The following is a 22363-nucleotide window of genomic DNA, read 5'->3' on the forward strand; positions in this document are numbered from 1 at the left end:
GTGTGCCGCTTTATGCGCAGTCTTGCCTTCAGTGCTATCGGTGGTGGCATTGCCGGTTATACGGCGTTGGGGTTTGGTCTGAGCCAGGGCAATGCCATTGTCGCCGCTTTCTTTGGTGCCCTGGGACTGGTGGTGTTGACCAGTCGTAAATCCAACAATCCCCGCTAACCGGTAGCATGTCACCACGTCTACTGTATGGCAGAGACCGGGGTGGGATTGAGTACCCGCTGCAAATCATCCGGTGACATGGAGATCAGATAGCCTCTTTTGCCCCCGTTGATGTAGATGCGATCCAACCCAAGGATGCCCTCCTCGCAGTAGACCGGCATGGGCTTCCGGGTACCGAAAGGGGAAGTACCGCCCACTTGATAGCCGGAATGGCGATCAGCCACGGCTGGTGTGCAAGGGGTGATCGATTTCACTCCGATCAAGCGCGCCAGGGCCTTGGTGGAAACCTCGCAATCCCCATGCATCAATACAATCAGTGGATTTCTGTTTTCATCTTCCATGATCAAAGTCTTGATCACCTGATGCTCGTCAACTCCCAGTTCCCGGGCAGAGATCCTGGTACCGCCGCCCGCCTCATAGCGATAGGGGTGATCTGAAAAGTTGACCTGATGTTGGCGTAACAGCCGGATAGCGGCTGTAACCGGTGTCTTGTTCTTTGTCACGGTGAGTGTACTGTTGTTCGTCTACGGATTGGGGCTATGATAGTAGATCGTCAGCTGTGCTGAAATGCCGGCATTGTCCTGATCAGACCCAGACCACTCATCCGATGTCGCAACTCCCGGTTACCCAACTGCTGCCTGAACTCTGTGAGACCCTCGCCGAATCCCGTCGTGCGGTTGTTGCCGCGCCGCCGGGCTCTGGCAAGACCACCCTGATTCCACTGGAGTTGATCAGACAGCCCTGGCTTGCCGGCAAAAAAATTCTCATGCTGGAACCTCGGCGGCTGGCTACCCGCGCCGCGGCACGTCGCATGGCACAACTACTCGGTGAACCGGTGGGCCAACAGGTGGGATACCAAGTCCGTTTTGAGAGGGAAATCTCCGTCGATACCCGTATCGAGGTGGTCACCGAGGGGATTCTGACCCGGCGGCTGCAGCAGGACCCGGAACTTCAGGAGATCGGGCTGATCATCTTCGATGAGTTTCATGAACGCAGTCTGCACGCCGATCTGGCGCTGGCGCTCTGTCTGGATGTGATGGAAAACCTGCGGGATGATCTGCGGCTGCTGGTCATGTCCGCCACCCTGGACACCGGTGCAGTGGCTGATTTGCTTGACGGGGCGCCGGTGATTGTCGGTGAAGGGCGCAGCCATCCGGTGGAGCTTCGCTATCTGGAGCGTCCGGCGGCGGCCGATATCAACCACTCGGTGGTCCGGGGGGTTCTGCGCGCGAGCGCAGAAACAACGGGAGATATCCTGGTCTTCCTGCCCGGCACCGCAGAGATCCGGCGGGCCGAGGCCAGCCTCAGGCAACAGTTGCCGGCCGGGGTTGCCCTGTTTCCACTTTATGGCGATCTGAGTCGGGCTGATCAGGATGCCGCCCTGACGCCTCAGGCGAATGGCCGGCGGATAGTGCTGGCGACCTCCATTGCCGAGACCAGTCTGACCATAGAGGGCATCGGGGCGGTGGTGGACGCTGGTTGGTCAAGGCGTCCCCGGTTTGACCCGAACAGCGGGTTATCCCGTCTCCAGACGGTACGTGTCTCGGCCGCCTCCGCCGATCAGCGCGCCGGACGGGCGGGGCGGCTTGGTCCGGGTGTCTGTTACCGATTGTGGACCGTTGCCGAACAGGCCCGCCTGGTACCGCATCAGGTGCCGGAACTGCTGGATGCGGATCTGGCTCCACTGATCCTGGAACTGGCGCTCTGGGGGGTGACAGCGCCGGAAGAATTACGCTGGCTGGACCAGCCTCCGGCCGGAGCCTGTGCCCAGGCGCGCGAACTGTTGCAACGCCTGGATGCCCTGGACGCGCAAGGCCGGATTACCGCGGTCGGCCGGCGCATGGCTGGGCTCGCCCTGCACCCGAGGCTCGCGCATCTGTTGTTGAATGCCGACGGGCAGGAGGAGGTGGCGCTGGATCTCGCCGGTTTGCTGAGCGAGCGGGATATCCTGAAGCGCCGTCAGGGGATTAGTCACTCTATTGATATCGAAGAGCGTCTTCAGCGGCTGGCCGCCTGGCGCCAGGGACGGCGGAACGGCGATGCTGAAGGGCTCCTGGATCGGTCCATCTGCCATCAGGTTGAGCGGGCGGTAAAACAGTGGCGTCGGCTGCTCGGTCCGGAAAAGGGTTGTAATAAAAAGCATCTGAGCGTCGGGGGGTTATTATCACTTGCCTTTCCAGACCGCATTGTACAACGCCGTCCCGGATCGGACAGCCGCTACCTGTTGGCTTCCGGACGTGCCCTGCTGGTGCCGGAGGGAGATCCGCTGTCGCGCTATGAGTATCTGGTCGTGGCTTCCCTGGATGCCGGGCGACGGGAGGGCCGGGCCTATCTGGCGGCACCGATAACCCTTGATCAGATTCGTAGCCTCCAGGTGCGGCACATCAAGACCACCCACCGGGTGGAGTGGGAGGCTGCCAGCCAGACAGTGGTGGCCCGGGAAGAGGAGCGGCTCGGGAATTTGCTGCTGTCCACACGTCCACTGGTCCAGGTCGATCCGGAGGAGAGTAGCCAGGCGATGCTTGCCGGTATAAGACAGATGGGGTTGGCGGCGTTACCCTGGAGCGACCAACTGCGGCAGTGGCGCCAACGGGTGATGTCAACGCAATTATGGCTTGAAGAGACAACCTGGCCAGACTTGTCGGACGCGGCGCTGCTGGATACGCTGGAGGAGTGGCTGGCCCCCTGGTTGAACGGTATCAGTCGCAGAGAACATCTCAAGCAGCTGGAACTGGATACCATTCTCAACAGTCGGCTCTCCTGGGAGCAACAACAGCAGCTGGAAAGACTGGCCCCCGCCAGCCTGGTCATGCCCAGTGGGAGTCGCCGCCAATTGACCTATCAGGTCGGGGAACCGCCAGTGCTGGCGGTGAAGCTGCAGGAGTTGTTTGGCCTGCGGCAGACACCGACGGTATGTCAGGGGGCGGTCAATGTCATGCTGCATCTGTTGTCGCCGGCGCAGCGCCCGATCCAGGTGACCCAGGACCTGGCAGGCTTCTGGGAGCGGACTTACGCGGAAGTAAAAAAAGAGCTGAAAGGGCGCTATCCAAAACACTACTGGCCCGATGATCCCTATTCGGCCGCTCCCACTGCACGGGTAAGGCCGGGAAAAAAGGCCTGATATCCGTTCATAGTCCCGGATTACTATTCAATATTCCTGATTGCCCATCACACAGCCGCATATGGAATACAGCATGGCAGCGAATGATTGGTTATTGCACATGCCTCATCAGTGCAGCCAATCTGCCGGGGGCGCCTTGGCGGTGGCCCGTATCCGGTCGTGGCTGAGTCCGGTGGTTAATCAGGCCAACTTTACGACCCTTGAAAACTATCTCCAGGGGGGCAATGACAATTCTGTGACACAGGTTGCTGCCGCCATCTTTGTGATTGGGCTTGAATACCCAGTGAATAACTGAGGATTGTTTGGCTGGACAGAGCGCAATGATGATTGCATGTTGGTTGGACTGAACCGTTGGATAGCCTTTACCACATGTTTGTGGCCTGATGATGTGAGTGACAAGGGTTTGGTGATCCACCGCCCATTTACTGTAACAACTGAATTGGAGTAGATATGTTATGTGATTGAAGTAGGAGCAGTCGCTGAGCGGGTTTTCAATAATACGGCACCTGTTGCGGGGACATAGTGGATTAACTCTATGCTTGGGCATAGGAATTGTAGATTTGCATTGGGATTCTGTTTGTAAGGCCGACCTTATCAGATGGTCAATATGCCAGTCAGAGCAATGCCGGAGGAGGGTGAAGTTGTGCTGTGAGAATCCCCTGTTTAACTTTTGTACATTGAGGAGAGGGAGAAATGAAACAGCAAAAAATCAAAGTGGCAAATCCCCGGGGATTGACACATGTGGAAGTGGAATTTGATCCGGCCTACCATGCCGTTTGGGCCAGGTTAAACTTTCCTGACCGCCCCTGTATCAGCACCGGACTCATCAGGGACCTGCAACAGGTCCAGGCGCTGGTCTCATCCATTGCCAGGAAAGGCTATGAGTCCGATGATCCCAATAGACTGCGATATCAGATACTGAGTTCGAGCCTTCCGGGAGTATTCTGTCTGGGTGGCGATCTGGAGCTGTTTATTCAGCTGATCCGGGAGAATGACCGGGCCAGGCTTGCCGCCTATGCCAAGGATTGTATTGATATTCTCTACGCTTCGTTTAGTGGATATGGATTGCCGTTTACTACCATTGCCCTGGTTCAGGGGGAGACGCTCGGTGGCGGTTTTGAGGCGGCACTCGCAGCGAATGTGCTGATTGCTGAAAAAAGTGCAAAATTCGGTTTTCCTGAAACCGTATTCGGCATGTTTCCAGGAATGGGGGCGTTCAGCTTCCTGGCGCGGCGTATTGCTCCGGCTATCGCCAAGCGCATCATTGCCAGTGGCAAGGTCTATACGGCCGACGAGCTGTTTGAATTAGGCGTCGTGGATAAGGTAGTGAGTGATGGCAAGGGGGTTGAGGCAGTGCATGAATTCATTCGCCATCAGCAGGTACGCAGCACCGGTTTCGAGGGATTGGAACGGGTGGTGGAGCAGTTTAACCCCCTCTCCTACAACGAGTTGATGGATGTGGTCAATATCTGGGTGGAGACTGCCATGCAGCTGTCGGAGAAAAATCTGCGTTTAATGGAGTATCTGGTGAATGCTCAGAACAAACGCTGGACACCGCCGCGCAGGTCAGCCCGCGAATTCAGACAGGCGAATTTTGGATGAGCCTGGCAGGTGGCCTGCATTGTTTTCGATGACCCCGTCCCAGTAATATGGGGATGTTGACCTGGCTAGGAGCCTGTCGGACTTAACACTGATCTACTGCGGAAAAGCCGGATTTGGCCATATTTTCCGATCTTCCTCGTTGAATAGGCCCACTATTCGCCTCGAAAGATTAAAAAATATGTCTCAAATCGGCTTTCCCTCGCTACGATCGGTCAAGCCCGACAGACTCCTAGTGGATCATCCTGCAGGAGCGGTTTCGGCCGTAAAATTTGCGGATCAAGCCGCTCCTGCAATTGTGTTCCCTGCTGGGGTAGCCTGTAACCGGGACACAGCCTTTTTATTGGGTGTTGTGGAGAGGTTTGTCAGGCGTGGCCGTTTAACGTTGTGGACCGAGATGGGGTGGTGGATTCTCAAGCAGTCGTGTGAATTCGCTGACCCCCTGGTGGAATGCCGTCCGCAGGCAATCTACCTGCACCAGTCCCTGTCCGGGTAGCTCATCTTCCGGAAGCTGTTCTGCACAGAGCGCCTGTGCCTGTAGTCTGATGAGACCAAGATTGGCTGCTGAGCCCTTGAGCGCGTGTGCGGATGTACTGAATTGTTTTGGGTTATTGGAGGCAGCTGCCTCTGACATGGTGTTAATAAGTTGCTCACCGTCCAGTTTCAACTTGTTAAGCAGGCGTTCCAGAAAGCCCTGGTCCGGGGCAAGCAGATAGAGTTCCTCAATGGTTTCAAGGTCCAGTATGGATTCAGCATCCGCTGCTTTAGGTAATTCATTCGCGGGTTGTACGGGTAGTTGCGACTGACTGTCCGTCACGGATAGCTGAATTACCTGATACAGACGTTGAGCTGAAACAGGCTTGGTAAGAAACCATTTTATTCCCGCCTCCTCACACTGTTTACGACTTTCGATAGTGGCATTTGCAGTGAGTATAATAAATGGCGTTGTATTGTCAGGATGGGCAAAACGGAACATCTTAAATGCATCAAGTCCACCCAGGTGAGGCATCTGCATATCGACGATTACCAGGTCATAACGGCGGGTTTCCAGCGCATCCAGTAATTCCTGACCGTCTTCCACCTGTTGATATTGGTGGCCCGCCTGCTGGAGCATGCGGCCCAGTACCAGTCGGTTGATGGCATTGTCCTCTGCAACCAGTATTTCCAGGGCAGTTTGTGACGGCGCATGGACCGGAGCGCTGGAATCGACAGTGTGAATGTCATTGCCCTCGAAATCCGCTACCTGTGCTGCGTGCAGTATGTTGAACAGATGGACTTTATCCAGAGGATTTTGCAGGATCTGTACGCGTTTTTTGATTGCGTATGGCATCAGGTTCAGCTGCTGCCTGTCGCCATTATGCAGTAACAGGATAGATGTTCCGTGATATTCCCGGCCGTGCAAAATATGGTCGATACAATCGATCGTATGCTGATCGTAAGATGCCTCTTCAAACAGCAATAAATGATAGGGGCGGGACTCCTTGGCGGCGATTTTTAGTTTGCCGACTGCATCGTTGATGTCAGGGCTGTGGTCAACCGGTACGCCCCAGCCGCGCAGACTGTGTGTGGCACTGGTTTCGATGGACTCATCCAGGGTTGTAATGCGCAACACCCGGCAGGCCTGCATTGACCGCATTTCATCGTCTGTTACGATTTTTTTCTGTGCCTGGAATTCGAGCTCGAACCAGAACAGGCTGCCTCTGCCAGGATCGCTTTTCAGGCCGATATTACCGCCCATCAGCTCGACCAGTTGCTTGGCGATGGTGGTTCCCAACCCTGTCCCGCCAAAGCGACGAGTGGTACTGCCATCCGCTTGTGTGAACTTCTCGAAGATTTTTTCCTGCATCTCCTCGGGTATTCCGATCCCGGTATCGATAACCTCAAAACGGACAACTTTTCCAGTACCTTCTTCCCGTATCCTGGTGCAGCGAAGTTCGATATGTCCGGTATCGGTAAATTTAATGGCATTTCCAATCAGGTTAATCAATACTTGGCGGAGATGAAGCGGATCTCCGGTAACACGAAACGGAATTGCCGGATCAATATGGGAGTACAGTTGTACTTTTCTTGTGTTGACCTGCGGTGAGAGCATTTTAATTGTACTGTTGATCAAGGCATAGAGATCGAATGCCGTGTTTTCAATTTCCAGTTTTCCGGCTTCTATTTTGGAGATATCAAGAATGTCTTCTATCAGGCGCAGCAAGGTGTGTCCGGAGGTATATATGGTATCGACATATTCCCGCTCCATCTGATTCAGGTCACATGTCTTGAGCAGCTCGCCGGTGCCGATAATTCCATTCAGCGGTGTTCTGATCTCATGGCTCATGCGTGCAAGAAATTCACTTTTGGCATGATTGGCGGCTTCTGCGCGTCGACGCTCCTGATGAATACGTTTGGTCAACTTTGCCGCATAGCCTGGCAGGACAATCAATGAGACAAGTAACCCAATCCCCAAGGGCAGATTTTCCCGCCAGTAGGGCGTGAAGGCGATAACCATGCTGAAGCCGATAACCGACAGTGCCCCGGAAAGATAGAGGTATTTTTCACCATAACGAAAGCCATTACCAAACGTAACCCAGAGATACACGGCATACCAGGGAGCGCCCAGTTCACCGGTGATCGCAAGTCCGAAGCTGAAGGCGGATACATCCGCGACAATTCCGATTATTCTGCGAACCGGAGATTTGTCCGGCCAGGCCAGTATCGATATGAACAGGGAGGAGGAGAGAATGATAAAAAGTGAAATGAAAGTGAGTGTAAAATACCAGTCTTGTACTGCCTCGGAAGTGGAAGGGCCAGAGGCCAGGATATAGACCAGCAGAACGACCTGGATAATAATCCGTACCGCGGCCTGCTCGTGCTCACTGTCCGGCCGGCTGTTCAATCTATGGGCGAGATTACGAAATCCGGTCTCTATCGCACCATGGATGGATGTGGGATTGCTATTCATAATTGGGTGATGATACAGTGGCTTGAAGTGTCACCGACAGCAAATCCAGCCTATTTCAAAAATCTAAACGGAAGCATATCTCATGGCCATGGACATTGAAACAATAGTTAAAACAGCGATCGCAAATCAAAAAATGATTGATGTAGACTCGATCGCATTGGAGACGTCTTTGCAGGATCTTGGCGTTACCTCACTGGATGCGATCACCATTGTCTATGAGGTGGAAGAGATTTGCGATATTGAAGTGCCCAATGATGAGCTGGAGAGCCTCAGAAGTGTTCAGGATATTGTTGCAGGCGTTCATTCTCTATTGAATAAGAAAGCCGGGGCATGAATGATCGGGTAGTGATCACCGGTCTCGGATCGGTGTCAGCGCTGGGTCTCAATACAGACCAGTTCTGGTCCTCTGTAAAAGAGGGGCGGAGCGGCATTTTGCCATTAACAGGATTTGATAACGCAGGGCTGAAAATCAACCTGGGGGCTCAGGTTCGGGCATTTGATCCGACTGTCCACTTTTTCAGCAAGGATGTTCCTCTCCTCGACCGCTACAGTCAGTTTGCTCTCGTGGCATGCCGGGAGGCTATTGATCAGGCCGGCTTGGCAGCGGCCTCCCTGGGCGGTGCGGCCGCGGTTATAGGTACCGGTTGTGGCGGTAAAGAGACGGATGAGGCCACATATGATCATCTCTACAGACAACAGAAAACCCGCGCCCATCCATTTACTATCCCCAAGGGGATGCCCAGCGCGGCGGCAAGCCAGGTAAGCATGCAGTTGTCCATTGCCGGGCCGGTATTTACGGTCTCCAGCGCCTGTTCATCGGCCAATCATGCCATTGCCCAGGCTGCGCTGCTGATCCGTGCCGGCGTTGTGGATGTTGCCATAGCCGGTGGCACGGATGCACCATTCACCTATGGATTATTAAAGGCTTGGGAAGCGTTGCGGGTAGTCTCCAGCGACAACTGTCGGCCATTCTCGGCGGACCGTAGTGGTCTGGTGTTGGGAGAAGGGGCTGGTATGGTGGTGCTTGAGTCGGAGCGACATGCAAAAGGTCGTGGCGCATCTATTCTTGTGCGGCTCGCAGGCTCGGGTATGTCGGCGGATGCAGGCCATATTACTGACCCGTCTGCCGAGGGGGCGGCACGTGCCATTCAGGCTGCACTCAAGGATGCAGGACTGAACAGTCAGGATGTGGATTATGTGAATGCGCATGGCACCGGTACCATGGCTAATGATCGTACTGAAACCGAGGCGCTGCATCGGGTGTTCGGTTCGGATGTAAAATCCCTGATGGTTTCATCCACCAAGTCGATGCACGGACATGCGCTGGGCGCTTCGGGTGGTCTGGAGTTTGTCGCGACCGTACTGGCACTCTGTGAAGGGGTTATTCCCCCGACTATCAATTTTACCCGGCCAGGTGAGGGTTGCGATCTGGATTATGTGCCGAATACCGCAAGAGAGAAAGATATCCACGTGGCGATCTCAAACTCTTTTGCGTTTGGCGGGCTCAACGCGGTTCAAGTGCTTCAAGCGGTATAAGCTGGGTTTGCAGGTAAGCAGCACAGGGCACCCCGCACCTGTGTCGTGCTGTTTGGTCTGGAGGGGGCGCTACGTATTCACCTTTTCACTGCTTGCGATACAGGTAGTGGCCATTACCGAAGAACTCTCCCGACTGGGGTGCAAAGAGTACAACCTTGCAGACGCTGAAGTAGTTGTTCCAGTAGCGGATATCCTCTTCTGAAAGAAGTGACTCATGTAGCTGTTCAATCTGTTCCCAGAATCGACGGTGCCATTCGTCGATGGTGCGCCAGTAGTTCATGCCATTGATGTATACGCCGAGTTCCGGCGTGAGATGCCGATGCTGATTTAACATTTCCTGATGTGGCCAGACTCGTCCGCCGGGAAAGTAGGCCCCCACCGGGGTTTCCCTGGCATTGAAATATTGTGGAAAAACCGGCTGTGAGACAATCAGGTGCAGAAACACCCGGCCGCCCGGTTTTAACAGGGATGCCATGAGGTTAAAAATGGCATCCAGATTGTTCACCTGCTCAAATACCGCGATCGAGATCACCAGGTCGTAGGCTGCAAGGCCCAGCTCTTCCGGCGGGATATTGCTGATGTCGTTTTCAATCAGTGTAAGATTTGCCTTGCTAAAAAGATGGTCGCCATCCTGCTGCTTGCTGCGTATATAGTCCGCCTGTGTCTTGCTGGCGGTAATGGTCACCACCTCAACATTCGGAAAGTGTTTGAACAGATAGGCTTCGAAGGAGCCAAATCCACAACCGATGTTGAGTATCCTTTCATTCCCGCAGATCTGGGCCCGCTCGCAAATCAGTCGGAACTTCTCCTCCTGTGCCTGTTCCAGGGTGGCGCTGCTTCGCAGGACCTGGTGGGACGTCTCGCCATAGTAGGCCATGGAATAGGCCATGTAGTCATGATCGAGAAAGGACTGGAAAAACTCCAGGGGCTGGTCGTAGTGTACCGACATGAGTTCGTCGGTTTCTTCCCAGGTCGGTCCCTGGTCGGTAGTGATGCCAAATGCCGCAAGCGTGTGTTTTTTGTCCGCTTCGCGTCGATATTCCTGCGTGAAGTATCGGGTCAATCTCTCTTCGTAGAGCCGCAGTTCATTTGAGCCGTATGGGTGTATGCCGGATTTTTGAAGCTTTCGACTAAGTGGATTCATGATTCAGCCCTAAGAAATTTATTCCTTTCTGTAGGCTGAATTATTACCGTGAAAGAGGTGGTCGTGCAAGGCTTCTATGGTTGCAATGCGACAATTTTCTATCTCGTTTACCAAAGTATCCAGTTCGAAGCCAAATTCCATATCCTTGATTTTGGTAAGTCGGACTGCCATGCGATAAAGGTTGAGCGCACCCAGGTTGCCTGCTGTGTCTTTCAGCTTATGGCCATAATCCTGAATTGATTTTATGTTATGGTTGGTGGCTGCCAGTTGAAGGCCCTTAATCAATGCAACGGTCTCCTTGTCAAACTGGTTGACCAGTTGCAACAGGAAGTCTTTCTCTTTTCCAAGTCGCTTCAGTTCATTAAGCTGGTGGGTGTCAAGAGTCAGGCTGTTGTCATGATAATGGGTTGAACCGGAGATAGTTGGATAGTCAAAAATCTCATCATTATGGCCCTGGCTTGTCAGGTCGGTTGCCTGGGTGACTGTTTCCAACAGTCGCTGGGTTGAAATCGGCTTAACAATCAGGTGCTCAATGTCCGCAGCTTCACACGCCTGGATGGTCTGGGAGTTGGGTGAATCAAGCAGCAGAATGAAAGGTATCCACGGTTGATTAAGATGTGCAAAGCGGTAAAGCTTTATCGCTTCTATGCCAGATATCTCGGGCATGTCAGCATCCAGAATAGCGAGATCGAAATGATGATTATCGAGTGCCTCCAGGATCTCCGTCGAGTCGCTGACAATAAATGCCTGATGCCCGGCGTTGCCGAGAATTCTGTGGATTTTTCTGCATTCATTATGGCTACCGCCGGCAATTAGGATATCAAGCGGCTGCTGTCTTTTTTCGGTTTCATAATGATCAAGCAGCTGAACCACATTGTGGTGATGTATGGCGGTCTCACGGGCGTTATGAAGCGCCTTGAAGAGCAGGGTCTTGTCCAGTGGCGCGGATAGCATTCCGGAGTATCCCGCCATGTATAACTGCTCGGTCCGCGGTGGTAGGGTACTGCCGCCATAATAAATCAGGTACAGTGACTGTAATGAGGGCTCTGCCCGAAGGGCAGTAGCGAACTGGCACTCTTCCATGTCCAGGCTGCTCTGGTCGACAAGTACCGTCTGAAAAGGTTTGCCTGTATCCGCTGATTCGATGAGCATGGCAAATGCCCGGGCGCTGCTACCAGCTTCAACAAAATTTACGCCCCATCCATTGAGATGATCGGATATTTCCCGTTTTGCCTTGTTACTTCCGGATAGCAGTAGTAGGCGAATGTTACCCAATTTGTCAGGTATGGACGTTTCCTGTCTATCTTGAAGAATCTCTGCGGGGGAGGCTGTTTTATATTTTTTGACGTTGTCCTCGCTATCCGTGCTCTTTTTCTGCTCGGAAACATGCGTTGGATTGCCGCCATTTATCTGTACAGTTATTACGCGGTATATAATGACAATGCTGACCACGATAGCAGGCACCAGCATCCCTGGTGGGAGTTTTCCCAATACCATGAACAGGTCAAGGCATAGGACTCCCGCGATAATGCTGTAACGCTCTGTGCCTTCATTTTTCATGGCAGTTCGCCGACATGTGATTTTTTGGCTATCCATAGCACCGGTTTATTTGCTGAGACTTTCGCGACCGCCTGGAGAGCTATCGTGAATAGCAAGTATTTTGTCCAGATTTTCCATAAATACATCCACGCAATCCGGGTCGAAGTGACTACCCCTTTGTGCTTCCAGATAACCGAGGGTTCGATCCAGTGACCAGGCGCTTTTATAGGGCCGTTCGGACCGCAGAGCATCAAACACGTCCGCGACCGCGACCACGCGTGCTTCAATAGGGATGTTGTCGCCGGCCAGTCCCTGAGGGTAGCCTTTGCCATCGAATCGCTCATGATGACCGTAGGCGATGACTGCCCCGGCTTGTATGTAACAGGAGGTGCTGTCACGTAGAATGTCATACCCAATACGGGTATGCCTCTGCATGATGCTCCACTCCTGACTGGTCAGCTTTCCGGGTTTAAGCAAAATATGATCCGGTATGCCGATTTTACCAATATCGTGCATGGGGGCAGCCAGGCGGATGACTTCGCACAGGTTGTCATCCAGGTTGAGTGACCGGGCAATCAGGCAGGCATAGTCAGACATGCGTATGACATGGTCACCCGTCTCTTCATCACGAAATTCCCCGGCTTTCGCCAGGCGCAGCAGTGTCTCCTTTTCACGCAGTTGCAGCTCTTCGGTTTTTCTTGAAATCTCCTGCTCCAGCCAGCGCGCCCGATCTTTAATAATGACCTGCTGTTTTCTCAGTTGCAGCAGATTGCGGCATCGAGCGCGACACTCGTAATGATCGATAGGCTTGGAGAGGAAATCCGTAGCACCGGCCTCAAGGGCCTGGTAGCGAATCGATTTATCGTCGATACAGGTAATGATAACCAGAGGTATATCGGTACAGGAGGGGATCTTGCGAAACCAGTGGGTAAACTCGACCCCATCCATATTGGGCATTTTATAATCTGTGATGACCAGATCATGGTTGTTGTGTTTCGCCCACTCCAGCGCCTTTACCGGATCAGTGAAACACTCGACATGGATGCTGTCATCGATAGAGTGTATCAACTCTTCAAGGATCATCAGACTGATAGTCTGGTCATCAAGAATCAGTACGGTTGGCATAACCCAATCCTCAGGCATCCGGTTGGTAAAGTGAGCTATATTCCGCCCTCAATCCGCGATCAAAGCGGATGCCTCTCACTCATGGTTAGTATGAAGTAAAAACATACTAGGTTATTCAAAAACAAAAAGATAGTTGTGTATTTATTCCGAAATTCCTGACTAATTTTCACGGAATAATCGCTACAGAATCGGTTGGGCATCGCCCTGCAAAACAGTAGTCACAAAATGCCGGAACCCTGGCCTGTTCCATGCCGGCCAAATGGCTCCCCCGTTCTTCGCAGGTCTCCATGAAAACCGGAGCAGCGGACCGGCTGCGCTGATCTGGCTGTAATTGAGCAGATTGCCGCAATAGTGTGTACCAGGCCGTCTGTGGATGGCCGAAGGATGAGCCTGTTTGACTATTGGATCACTGGGCGCTTGCAACATCTTTTGCGCCGGTTGGTATCCTTATAATCAGTAACGGCTGAAAATGCATATTCTTTAGCTTCAGCTATCTCTGCAGACCTTTATCTACAGTTTTTTCGGTCATCGGTCGATGGCATATTGCCGAGACGAGAATGTTCCCCGGCGATATTTTTTCCTTGCGGTTAAAGGGCGCGATTGCTGGCCTGCTTAAAGGCGTCGCGGAAAGCGGCGTAATCGGTCACTACCGGGAACTGGGGGAATTCGTCAATGACGTTCTGTGGAGGACGGAACAGAATTCCCTTGTCGGCTTCTGCGAGCATGGTTGTGTCATTGTAGGAGTCGCCAGCAGCAATAACCCGGAAGTTCAAGTTGTGGAATGCCTTAACTGCTTGACGTTTCGGGTCTTTTTGCCGGATATGGTAATCCTCAACCATGCCGTTTTTATCGACAGCAAGTTTGTGGCATAGCAGGGTGGGGTGTCCAAGCTGCCGCATCATGGGTGCGGCAAACTCATAGAAGGTGTCGGAAAGTATCACTACCTGGAAATGCTCCCGCAACCAGTCAAGAAATTCCCGTGCCCCTTCCAGTGGTGACATGCCATCGATCACCGCCTGGATATCCGCCAGCCCAAGGTTGTGCTGTTTGAGAATCCGCAGGCGCTGCCTCATCAGGACATCGTAATCGGGAATGTCACGCGTGGTTGCCTTGAGTTCATCGATCCCGGTTCGTTCAGCAAAGTTGATCCAGATTTCAGGTATCAGTACCCCTTCGAGGTCGAGACAGGCCATTTCCACGCGCTTATTCTCCTGCAGTTAAAGCATTGGGAAGCGTTATTCCCCTATAAAAAATGCCGCTAGGATACACCATGCCTCAGGGGAAGGGCAGCACCGATGTATCATATTACGCATTAGTTATTATACTATCCTTATAGTGAGTAGATTGACGTATACGTAAACCTTCTCTATATTGTGTTGCCGAGGAGTAGAGAATGGAAAAGTTGCTGACAGTTACTGAATTGGCCGAAGCGTTCGATGTGACACCAAGGACCATCCGGTTTTACGAGACAAAAGGGCTGATCAGCCCGCAACGTGTGGGCTCCACCAGGGTCTACACTTATCGTGATCACGCCCGACTGAAGCTGATTCTGCGCGCCAAGCGCCTTGGTTTCTCGCTGACGGATATCCGGGAATATCTGAACCTGTATAACGTTGACCCGGAACAGATTGAGCAGCAGCAACTGCTGCTAACCAAGATTAGTCGTCGTATCGAGGACCTTGAACAACAGCAGGAAGATCTGGTGGCGACCCTTGTTGAACTGCGGGATATCGAGCAGCAGGCATTGTCCAATATTAAGAAGAAAGCTGCCGCCACCGGCTTCACCGAGTAGCCGCTATAGTGAAATTTCAGCGCATCATGCGCGCAACAATCTAAAGTAATAACTGGCACCTACAATGACGGAGAACGTAATGAAGAATATCGTGATCGCAGGCTATGCCCGCACCCCGTTTACCCAATCCAATAAAGGCGCGCTGGTTAAAGTGCGCCCTGATGATCTGGCGGCGGCCGCTGTGCGTGGGCTTGTCGAGCGGGCCGGGGTCGCTGTAGACGATATCGAGGATCTGGTTCTTGGATGTGCCTTCCCGGAAGGGGAGCAGGGTTTCAACATGGCCCGTCTGGTAGTGTTTCTCAGCGGTCTGCCTGTATCGATTGGCGGTGTGACGGTCAACCGTTTCTGTGGTTCCTCCATGCAGGCCATTCACCAGGCGGCCGGGGCGATCGCCCTGGGTGCCGGTGAGGTCTATATCTGCGCCGGGGTCGAGTCCATGACCCGGGTGCCGATGGCCGGTTTCAACCCCATGCCCAATCCGCAACTGGCCGCCGCCATGCCGGGGGCCTATGTGAGTATGGGAGAGACGGCCGAGAACCTGGCGCGGCAGTATGATATTTCGCGCGCCGAACAGGAGGCGTTTGCCGTTGCCAGCCATCAGAAAGCCGCGGCTGCCCAGGCCGCCGGAAAACTGAGTGCTGAAATTGTACCGGTCAGCGGGGTGGAGCAGGATGGTTGTATCCGGCCTGAAACCACGGCCGAGAGTCTGGCGGGTCTCAAACTTGCCTTTGATGAGAGCGGCAGCGTGACTGCTGGTACCTCTTCACCCTTGACCGACGGCGCGTCGGCCGTGCTGGTCTGCAGCGAAGAGTACGCCCGTAGCCACGGTCTGGATATCCTGGCCAGGATTCGCAGCTTTGCCATCTCCGGATGTGCGCCGGAAATCATGGGCATCGGGCCGGTCATCTCCAGTCGCAAGGCGCTGAAGCGTGCCGGCTTGAGCATGGCGGATATAGACATTATCGAGCTCAATGAAGCGTTTGCTTCTCAATCGCTGGCCTGTGTGCGTGACCTGGAGGTGGATCTCGCAAAAACCAATCTGGATGGTGGCGCTATCGCCCTGGGGCACCCACTTGGCGCCACGGGAGCGCGCATAACCGGCAAGGCGGCTGCGCTGCTCAAGCGCGAGGACAAACAGTTTGCGTTGGCCACCCAATGTATCGGCGGCGGTCAGGGTATTGCGACCATTCTGGAGGCGGTCTGATGGAAATTAAGAAAGTCGCCGTCATTGGTGCAGGCGTGATGGGGGCGGGTATTGCCGCCCACATAAGCAACGCCGGGATTCCCGTAGTATTGCTGGATATCGTTCCCAAGGGTGTTGATAACCGTAACGCAATAGCCGAAGGCGCGGTACAGAAAATGCTCAAGGTCCAGCCCGCACCCTTTATGCATAAGCGCAATGCCCGCCTAGTCACCACCGGCAATATTGAAGACCATATGGAACTGCTGGCAGAGTGTGACTGGATTATTGAGGCGGTGATTGAGCGGCTGGATATCAAGCAGGATCTCTATCGCAAAATTGATTCGGTACGCAAGCCCGGATCTGTCGTCTCTTCCAATACCTCGACTATCCCGTTGCGGGACCTGGTGGCGGAGCAGACAGATGCCTTTGTTGGCGATTTCATGATCACCCACTTTTTCAATCCCCCCCGCTATATGCGGCTGCTGGAGATTACCGCGGGAGAAAAAACCCGGGCGGATGCGGTAATGGGTATTCGTGATTTCTGTGACCGCTCGCTTGGTAAAGGTGTCGTTGATTGCAACGATACCCCGGGGTTTATCGCCAACCGTATCGGCATTTTCTGGATTCAAGTGGCGATCCTGGAGGCCATGGCCCTGGGGCTCAGTGTGGAAGAGGCGGATGCGGTGATGGGGCGCCCGTTGGGCATTCCCAAGACCGGCGTGTTCGGACTCTCCGATCTGGTCGGTATCGATCTGATGCCGCACCTGATGGAGAGTATGCAGCGCACCCTGTCGAAAGATGATCCGTTCCTGGCGAAGAGCACTATACCTGAGCTGGTGAGCAGGATGATTGCTGACGGCTATACCGGGCGCAAAGGCAAGGGCGGTTTCTACCGGATCAACCGGACAGCAGGCGGCAAGGTCAAGGAGAGTATTGATCTGGTGTCTGGTGAGTACAATCCCTCACGCAAGGCACAACTGGACTCACTTCAAGCATCGCGGCAAGGGGGGCTGAAGGCCCTGGTGAATCATCCTGACAAGGGCGGGCAGTACGCCCGCCGGGTGCTGGCCCAGGTGCTCGGTTATGCCGCCAGTCTGATTCCCGAGATTGCAGAGAATATCCTGGCAGTCGATGAGGCGATGAAGCTGGGATATGCCTGGAAATATGGTCCGTTTGAACTGATCGATCGACTGGGTGGTTCTCTATTCGGGCAGTTGTTGGAGAGTGAAGGATTATCTCTGCCTCCGTTGATTCAACTCGCTGCTGAACAGAGCTTCTACCGGGTACAAGATGGCCAGTTGCAGTATCTGGATACCAGCGGTATCTATCAGGATGTAGTCCGTCCTGAGGGTGTGCTGCTTCTGTCGGATATCAAGCGGCGCAGCGAACCCTTGGCGAAGAATGGCTCGGCGGCGCTCTGGGATATCGGAGATGGGGTGGTCTGTCTCGAATACACCAGCAAGATGAACGCCATGGATCCGGATATCCTCGCCCTGATGCGTGAGGCGATCGGTATTGTTTCCAAAGAATATAAGGCGCTCGTTCTTCATAATGAAGGCGAAAACTACTCGGTCGGTGCCAATCTGGGACTGCTGCTGTTTGCGGCCAATATCGGCACCTGGGACCAGATCGAAGAGATGGTAGAGGGCGGTCAGCAGACCTATAAGGCCCTGAAATACGCGCCGTTTCCGGTGATTGGTGCGCCAGCCGGCATGGCGCTGGGCGGAGGCTGTGAAACCCTGTTGCATTGTGATGCGGTGCAGGCCCATGCCGAGACCTATATCGGCTTGGTTGAGGTGGGTGTTGGTCTGATTCCCGGCTGGGGCGGCTGCAAGGAGATGCTGCAGCGCTGGATGATCAACAAACGACGTCCCGGTGGCCCCATGCCGGCGGTGATCAAGTGCTTTGAAACCATCAGTACCGCAACGGTAGCCAAGTCCGCTGCTGAAGCAAAAGATTATCTGTTTTTCCGTCCCGATGACGGCGTGACCATGAACCGAGACCGCTTACTGGCGGATGCCAAGTCCCGAGCGCTGGCGCTGGCGGATGGCTATCAGCCACCACAGCCGATTGAGATCAGCCTTCCGGGACCCACCGCCAAGGCGGCGATGGAGATGGCGGTGAAAGGGTTTCATCTGGCGGGCAAGGCGACGGACCATGACGTTGTAGTTGCAATGGCGCTGGCGGAGATGCTCAGTGGTGGTGATACCGATATTACCGAGAGCCTGACCGAGGATGATCTGTTGGGGCTGGAACGGGAGGTGTTCATGTCGCTGATCCGGCACCCCGACACCCTGGATCGCATGGAACACATGCTGGAAACCGGCAAACCGCTGAGGAATTAAGAGAATGGCTAGTTACAAGACACCACTGCGCGATATGCACTTTGTGTATAGCGAACTGTTTGATGCCGAGGCGATTCAGGCGCTGCCGGGCTGTGAAGAAGTGACCCCCGATCTGGTGGATGCAATTCTGCAAGAGGCCGGTAAATTCTGTGAAGAGCGTCTGCTCCCGCTGAATCGCTCAGGCGATGAAGAGGGATGCCATTTTGAAAATGGCAAGGTAACTACTCCCGCCGGTCTGAAAGAGGCCTACCACGATTTCAATGAGATGGGTTGGGGTGCACTGGCAGCCGACCCTGAATACGGTGGGCAGGGGTTGCCAAACTCGGTCAGCATGATGGTGGAAGAGATCATGTGCAGCACCAATTTTGCCTTTGGCCTCTATCCCGGTCTGACCCACGGCGCCTATAACGCACTGGTTGCAAGAGCGAGTGATGAGCTGAAACAGACCTATCTGCCCAATATGGTCTCCGGTAAATGGAGTGGCTCCATGTGTCTGACAGAGCCGCAATGTGGCACTGATCTGGGCATGATACGTACCAAGGCGGTACCGCAGGAAGATGGCAGTTATCACATCACCGGTAGCAAGATGTTCATCACCGCCGGTGAACATGACTTGACGGAAAATATCATTCATCTGGTATTGGCACGTACCCCGGATGCACCGAATGGCATCAAGGGCATCAGCCTATTCCTGGTGCCAAAGATACAAGTCAATCCCGATGGTTTGCTGGGGGCGCCGAATGGTGTCAGTTGCGGCTCAATTGAGCACAAGATGGGCATTAATGCGTCCGCTACCTGTGTGATCAACCTTGATGATGCGAAGGGGTTCCTTGTCGGCGAACTGAACAAAGGCATGGAGGCGATGTTCATCATGATGAACACAGAGCGCCTGGCAGTTGGTATCCAGGGGTTGGGGATTGGTGAGGCCTCCTACCAGGGGGCTGTGGCATACGCACGTGAACGGCTGCAGGGGCGCGCTCTGACAGGCCCCAAGTCACCGGAAAAACCGGCGGATTCCCTGTTGGTGCATCCCGATGTCCGCCGTATGCTGCTGACTCAGCGCGCCTATGTGGAAGGCAATCGTGCACTGGCCGGTTGGGTCGCGACTGAAATGGATCATGCCCATCGTAACCCCGATCCATCTCGACGTCAGGAAGCGAAAGATTTCGTCGCTCTGATGACACCCGTGGTCAAGGCGTTCATGACCGATACCGGTTCTGAAGTGGCCAATCTGGGCATGCAGGTATTTGGTGGCCATGGTTATATTCGTGAGCACGGTATGGAACAGTACGTGCGCGATGCCCGTATAGCCCAGATCTACGAAGGGACCAATGGCATTCAGGCGATGGACCTGGTCGGCCGTAAGCTGCCGGCACATATGGGGCGTTATCTGCGGCGCTTCTTCCATCCGGTGCGGGATTATCTTGAATCGAAAGAGCACGATTTCTCCATGCATGCCTACCTGATGCCGTTGGCCAAGGCTTTCGGACGGTTGCAGAAGGCGACCGCCGTTATTGCACAGAAAGGGATGGCGAATCCGGATGAGGCCGGTGCGGCAGCGGCGGAATATCTGCGGCTGTTCGCACTGGTTGCCCTGGGCTATCTCTGGATGCGCATGGCGGATATCGGCAAACAGAAACGGGATGAAGATAACCTGTTCTATCAGGCCAAGGTGGATACAGCCCGTTTCTACTTCGAGCGTATACTCCCCCAGAGTAGTGCCTTGTTTGCCAATATCATGGCGGGTTCAAAAGGGATGATGAAGTTCAATGATGAAGCCTTTTAAGGCTGGCTGTTCGGGCAGTGGAACTGGGTTGTAATCGATGAATCTGATCTTTCGTCTGATCCTTCAGCTGATTACTTCCTGCCTTCGTCCGCATCAATCCCTGATGGAATCTGCAACGTTGCGGATGCGGGTATGGCCGGCAGATTTGGATATTAATCTGCATCTGACCAATTCCCGCTATCTGGCCCTGATGGATCTGGGGCGTATTGAGTTGATGTTGCGTACCGGCATGATGCTCAAAGTGATGAAGCGGCGCTGGTTACCGGTTGTCTCGATTGCCAGTATACGTTTTCGTCGTGAGATCAGTCCGTTTGAACGTTTTACGCTGCATACCCGTATTCTGGGATGGGATGAGAAATGGTTTTACATGGAACAACGTTTCGAAACCACACGGGGCGTTGCCGCGATTGGCATTGTCAAAGGGTTGTTCCGTGGTCCGAACGGCAATGTGCCCAGTCGGGCGCTGATTGATCTGGTGGAGTATGAGGATGTGGCGGAGAAATCAGAATTTCTCAAGACATTGGATGCATTCGAACAGCAATTGAAAGTCACAGATCCAACGGAATGATACCGTAACCGGTTATGTGGGAGCGGATTGGCCGCTGCGAGCAGGGGGCATCCGTATCGTAGTACTAAAGCTGCCGCTTCCACTTTTTATTTTAATAGGTACCAACGAGGATAGGCCATGGGTGAGATAGTCCAGATTGAACAGCAAGGTGCGGTGGCTGTTGTATCGCTGAATCGTCCTGCATCCCTCAATGCTCTCGACAGTGAGATGTCTTACCAGTTGCGGGATGGTTTCCAGCGATTGGCTGATTCTCCCGGCGTGCGTGCTATCGTATTGCGGGGTGAGGGTGATCACTTCATGGCTGGTGGCGATATTGCTTATTTTCATCAGAGTCTGGAACTCTCACTTGATGCGCGCAAACAGAAGGTGACGGAGTTAATTGGCGTGGTGCATGAATTTATCACCATCCTGCGCACCATGCCCCAACCCGTTATTGCCAGTGTGCGGGGTAATGTGGCTGGCTTTGGCATGAGTCTGGTAGCGGCTTCTGACCTGGCTGTTGCGGCGGACAATGCCAGGTTTACCCAGGCCTATTGTCAGATCGGTACCAGCCCCGATGGAGGCAATACCTTCTTTCTGCCGCGGGCCATCGGTACCAAGCGCGCTATGGCGATGACCTTGCTGAATGAACCCGTGTCTGCAGAACAGGCGCAGGCCACGGGATTAATTAATCAGGTGGTTACAGATGCAGAGCTGGAAGCGGCCACTCTGAAGTTGGCGGCACGACTCGCACAGGGGCCGACCCAGGCCTATGCCCGGGCCAAGCAACTTATCAACAGCACCATGAGTAACACCCTGCAGCAGCAGTTGGATGCGGAACAGGAGCGCTTTGCACTCTGCTCTGTGAGTCATGACTTTGCTGAAGGAGTCATTGCCTTCATGGAGAAGCGCAAGGCAGAATTTACCGGTGAATGAGTCTGCAGCAATTCGTGACATTCCAATAGCAACCGTAAGAGAGACGGCAGCCAAACCAATCGAAGGTGGTGTATGAAAGTACTGGTCGCAGTAAAGCGCGTTGTGGATTACAACGTAAAGGTCCGCGTGAAGGCGGATGAGACGGGGGTGGAGTTAGCCAACGTGAAGATGTCGATGAACCCGTTTGACGAGATCGCGGTGGAAGAGGCGGTACGGATCAAGGAAGCGGGGAAGGCGGAAGAGATTGTGGTGGTGTCGTTGGGTGCGAAGCAGTGCCAGGAGACGATCCGCAACGCGCTGGCGCTGGGAGCGGACCGGGGCGTGCTGGTGGAGAGTGAGGCGGAGCTGCAGCCGCTGGCGGTGGCGAAGTTGCTCAAGGCGGTGNTCGACAAGGAGCAGCCGGAACTGGTGATTCTGGGCAAGCAGGCGATTGATGACGACAGCAACCAGGTGGGACAGATGCTGGCGGCGCTGCTGGGCTGGCCGCAGGGCACCTTTGCCTCCAAGGTGGTGTTGGAGGACGGTGCAGTGGCGGTGACGCGGGAGATCGATGGGGGTCTGGAGACGGTCAAGCTGCAGTTGCCGGCGGTGG

Annotated in this window: 18 protein-coding genes; 12 read left to right on the plus strand and 6 right to left on the minus strand. The window is 54.2% G+C overall.

Annotated features, from left to right (window positions below):
• The first annotated feature begins 12 nt into the window (after positions 1–12).
• Complete coding sequence (locus A3GO_RS23215; RefSeq protein ID WP_211245087.1) at positions 13–168, plus strand: hypothetical protein; 156 nt, start codon at positions 13–15, stop codon at positions 166–168.
• Between the two features lie 20 nt (positions 169–188).
• Here A3GO_RS23215 and ybaK read toward each other — a convergent pair whose 3' ends face one another.
• Positions 189–671, minus strand: coding sequence for a Cys-tRNA(Pro) deacylase (gene ybaK, locus A3GO_RS0108630; protein ID WP_029133056.1), 483 nt, complete (start codon positions 669–671; stop codon positions 189–191).
• 104 nt (positions 672–775) lie between these two features.
• Between ybaK and hrpB the strand changes: the two genes are divergently transcribed.
• The gene (hrpB, locus tag A3GO_RS0108635; RefSeq protein WP_029133057.1) at positions 776–3289 is read left to right on the plus strand and encodes an ATP-dependent helicase HrpB; all 2514 of its coding nucleotides are present in this window, start codon (positions 776–778) and stop codon (positions 3287–3289) included.
• Positions 3290–3982: 693 nt separating this feature from the next.
• Complete coding sequence (locus A3GO_RS23220) at positions 3983–4891, plus strand: crotonase/enoyl-CoA hydratase family protein (RefSeq protein ID WP_051302013.1); 909 nt, start codon at positions 3983–3985, stop codon at positions 4889–4891.
• A 376-nt stretch (positions 4892–5267) separates the two neighbouring features.
• Here the strand turns inward: A3GO_RS23220 and A3GO_RS23225 are convergent, their stop codons facing one another.
• The gene (locus tag A3GO_RS23225; protein WP_084609944.1) at positions 5268–7838 is read right to left on the minus strand and encodes an ATP-binding protein; all 2571 of its coding nucleotides are present in this window, start codon (positions 7836–7838) and stop codon (positions 5268–5270) included.
• 82 nt (positions 7839–7920) lie between these two features.
• On the opposite strand from A3GO_RS23225, the gene A3GO_RS0108655 reads away from it, so the two are divergent.
• Positions 7921–8172 (plus strand): acyl carrier protein, encoded by a 252-nt coding sequence (locus tag A3GO_RS0108655; protein WP_245621694.1) that lies wholly within the window; start codon positions 7921–7923, stop codon positions 8170–8172.
• The gene (locus A3GO_RS0108660; protein WP_029133060.1) at positions 8169–9374 is read left to right on the plus strand and encodes a beta-ketoacyl-[acyl-carrier-protein] synthase family protein; all 1206 of its coding nucleotides are present in this window, start codon (positions 8169–8171) and stop codon (positions 9372–9374) included. Before A3GO_RS0108655 ends, A3GO_RS0108660 begins: the two co-directional genes overlap by 4 nt.
• Positions 9375–9459: 85 nt before the next feature.
• Here the strand turns inward: A3GO_RS0108660 and A3GO_RS0108665 are convergent, their stop codons facing one another.
• The 4 genes from A3GO_RS0108665 to thrH all read right to left on the minus strand — a co-directional run bounded on the left by A3GO_RS0108665 (position 9460) and on the right by thrH (position 14375).
• Positions 9460–10518: an SAM-dependent methyltransferase gene (locus A3GO_RS0108665; protein ID WP_245621695.1), complete on the minus strand. Its 1059-nt coding sequence runs from the start codon at positions 10516–10518 to the stop codon at positions 9460–9462.
• A gap of 18 nt (positions 10519–10536) precedes the next feature.
• The gene (locus A3GO_RS0108670; protein ID WP_029133062.1) at positions 10537–12078 is read right to left on the minus strand and encodes a response regulator; all 1542 of its coding nucleotides are present in this window, start codon (positions 12076–12078) and stop codon (positions 10537–10539) included.
• Between the two features lie 45 nt (positions 12079–12123).
• The gene (locus A3GO_RS23230) at positions 12124–13182 is read right to left on the minus strand and encodes an HD domain-containing phosphohydrolase (protein ID WP_084609948.1); all 1059 of its coding nucleotides are present in this window, start codon (positions 13180–13182) and stop codon (positions 12124–12126) included.
• A 587-nt stretch (positions 13183–13769) separates the two neighbouring features.
• On the minus strand, positions 13770–14375 hold the full coding sequence (thrH, locus tag A3GO_RS0108680) for a bifunctional phosphoserine phosphatase/homoserine phosphotransferase ThrH (protein WP_335340023.1): 606 nt from the start codon (positions 14373–14375) through the stop codon (positions 13770–13772).
• 200 nt (positions 14376–14575) lie between these two features.
• On the opposite strand from thrH, the gene A3GO_RS0108685 reads away from it, so the two are divergent.
• From A3GO_RS0108685 to A3GO_RS0108715, 7 genes are all read left to right on the plus strand, one after another.
• Complete coding sequence (locus A3GO_RS0108685; protein WP_029133064.1) at positions 14576–14974, plus strand: MerR family transcriptional regulator; 399 nt, start codon at positions 14576–14578, stop codon at positions 14972–14974.
• Positions 14975–15053: 79 nt separating this feature from the next.
• On the plus strand, positions 15054–16178 hold the full coding sequence (locus A3GO_RS0108690) for a thiolase family protein (protein WP_029133065.1): 1125 nt from the start codon (positions 15054–15056) through the stop codon (positions 16176–16178).
• Positions 16178–18502 carry a 3-hydroxyacyl-CoA dehydrogenase/enoyl-CoA hydratase family protein gene (locus A3GO_RS0108695; RefSeq protein ID WP_029133066.1) on the plus strand — a complete coding sequence of 775 codons (2325 nt, stop codon included), beginning with the start codon at positions 16178–16180 and terminating at the stop codon, positions 18500–18502. The genes A3GO_RS0108690 and A3GO_RS0108695 overlap by 1 nt, the downstream gene beginning before the upstream one ends.
• Before the next feature lie 4 nt (positions 18503–18506).
• Positions 18507–20288 (plus strand): acyl-CoA dehydrogenase C-terminal domain-containing protein, encoded by a 1782-nt coding sequence (locus A3GO_RS0108700; protein WP_029133067.1) that lies wholly within the window; start codon positions 18507–18509, stop codon positions 20286–20288.
• Positions 20289–20325: 37 nt separating this feature from the next.
• Positions 20326–20856, plus strand: coding sequence for a thioesterase family protein (locus A3GO_RS0108705; RefSeq protein WP_029133068.1), 531 nt, complete (start codon positions 20326–20328; stop codon positions 20854–20856).
• A gap of 117 nt (positions 20857–20973) precedes the next feature.
• The gene (locus tag A3GO_RS0108710) at positions 20974–21771 is read left to right on the plus strand and encodes an enoyl-CoA hydratase/isomerase family protein (protein WP_029133069.1); all 798 of its coding nucleotides are present in this window, start codon (positions 20974–20976) and stop codon (positions 21769–21771) included.
• Between the two features lie 72 nt (positions 21772–21843).
• On the plus strand, positions 21844–22363 hold a 520-nt coding region (locus tag A3GO_RS0108715), incomplete at its 3' end, for an electron transfer flavoprotein subunit beta/FixA family protein (RefSeq protein WP_029133070.1).

Source organism: Sedimenticola selenatireducens DSM 17993 (genome assembly GCF_000428045.1).
Taxonomy (GTDB): Bacteria; Pseudomonadota; Gammaproteobacteria; order Chromatiales; family Chromatiaceae; genus Sedimenticola; species Sedimenticola selenatireducens.

What these genes read in the sequence shown, in the direction of transcription:
- A3GO_RS23215 (WP_211245087.1), top strand. Translation starts at nt 13, where the DNA reads ATGCGCAGTCTTGCCTTCAGTGCTATCGGTGGTGGCATTGCCGGTTAT.
- hrpB (WP_029133057.1), top strand. Translation starts at nt 776, where the DNA reads ATGTCGCAACTCCCGGTTACCCAACTGCTGCCTGAACTCTGTGAGACC.
- A3GO_RS23220 (WP_051302013.1), top strand. Translation starts at nt 3,983, where the DNA reads ATGAAACAGCAAAAAATCAAAGTGGCAAATCCCCGGGGATTGACACAT.
- A3GO_RS23225 (WP_084609944.1), bottom strand. Translation starts at nt 7,838, where the DNA reads ATGAATAGCAATCCCACATCCATCCATGGTGCGATAGAGACCGGATTT.
- A3GO_RS0108655 (WP_245621694.1), top strand. Translation starts at nt 7,921, where the DNA reads ATGGCCATGGACATTGAAACAATAGTTAAAACAGCGATCGCAAATCAA.
- A3GO_RS0108660 (WP_029133060.1), top strand. Translation starts at nt 8,169, where the DNA reads ATGAATGATCGGGTAGTGATCACCGGTCTCGGATCGGTGTCAGCGCTG.
- A3GO_RS0108665 (WP_245621695.1), bottom strand. Translation starts at nt 10,518, where the DNA reads ATGAATCCACTTAGTCGAAAGCTTCAAAAATCCGGCATACACCCATAC.
- A3GO_RS0108670 (WP_029133062.1), bottom strand. Translation starts at nt 12,078, where the DNA reads ATGAAAAATGAAGGCACAGAGCGTTACAGCATTATCGCGGGAGTCCTA.
- A3GO_RS23230 (WP_084609948.1), bottom strand. Translation starts at nt 13,182, where the DNA reads ATGCCAACCGTACTGATTCTTGATGACCAGACTATCAGTCTGATGATC.
- thrH (WP_335340023.1), bottom strand. Translation starts at nt 14,375, where the DNA reads ATGGCCTGTCTCGACCTCGAAGGGGTACTGATACCTGAAATCTGGATC.
- A3GO_RS0108685 (WP_029133064.1), top strand. Translation starts at nt 14,576, where the DNA reads ATGGAAAAGTTGCTGACAGTTACTGAATTGGCCGAAGCGTTCGATGTG.
- A3GO_RS0108690 (WP_029133065.1), top strand. Translation starts at nt 15,054, where the DNA reads ATGAAGAATATCGTGATCGCAGGCTATGCCCGCACCCCGTTTACCCAA.
- A3GO_RS0108695 (WP_029133066.1), top strand. Translation starts at nt 16,178, where the DNA reads ATGGAAATTAAGAAAGTCGCCGTCATTGGTGCAGGCGTGATGGGGGCG.
- A3GO_RS0108700 (WP_029133067.1), top strand. Translation starts at nt 18,507, where the DNA reads ATGGCTAGTTACAAGACACCACTGCGCGATATGCACTTTGTGTATAGC.
- A3GO_RS0108705 (WP_029133068.1), top strand. Translation starts at nt 20,326, where the DNA reads ATGAATCTGATCTTTCGTCTGATCCTTCAGCTGATTACTTCCTGCCTT.
- A3GO_RS0108710 (WP_029133069.1), top strand. Translation starts at nt 20,974, where the DNA reads ATGGGTGAGATAGTCCAGATTGAACAGCAAGGTGCGGTGGCTGTTGTA.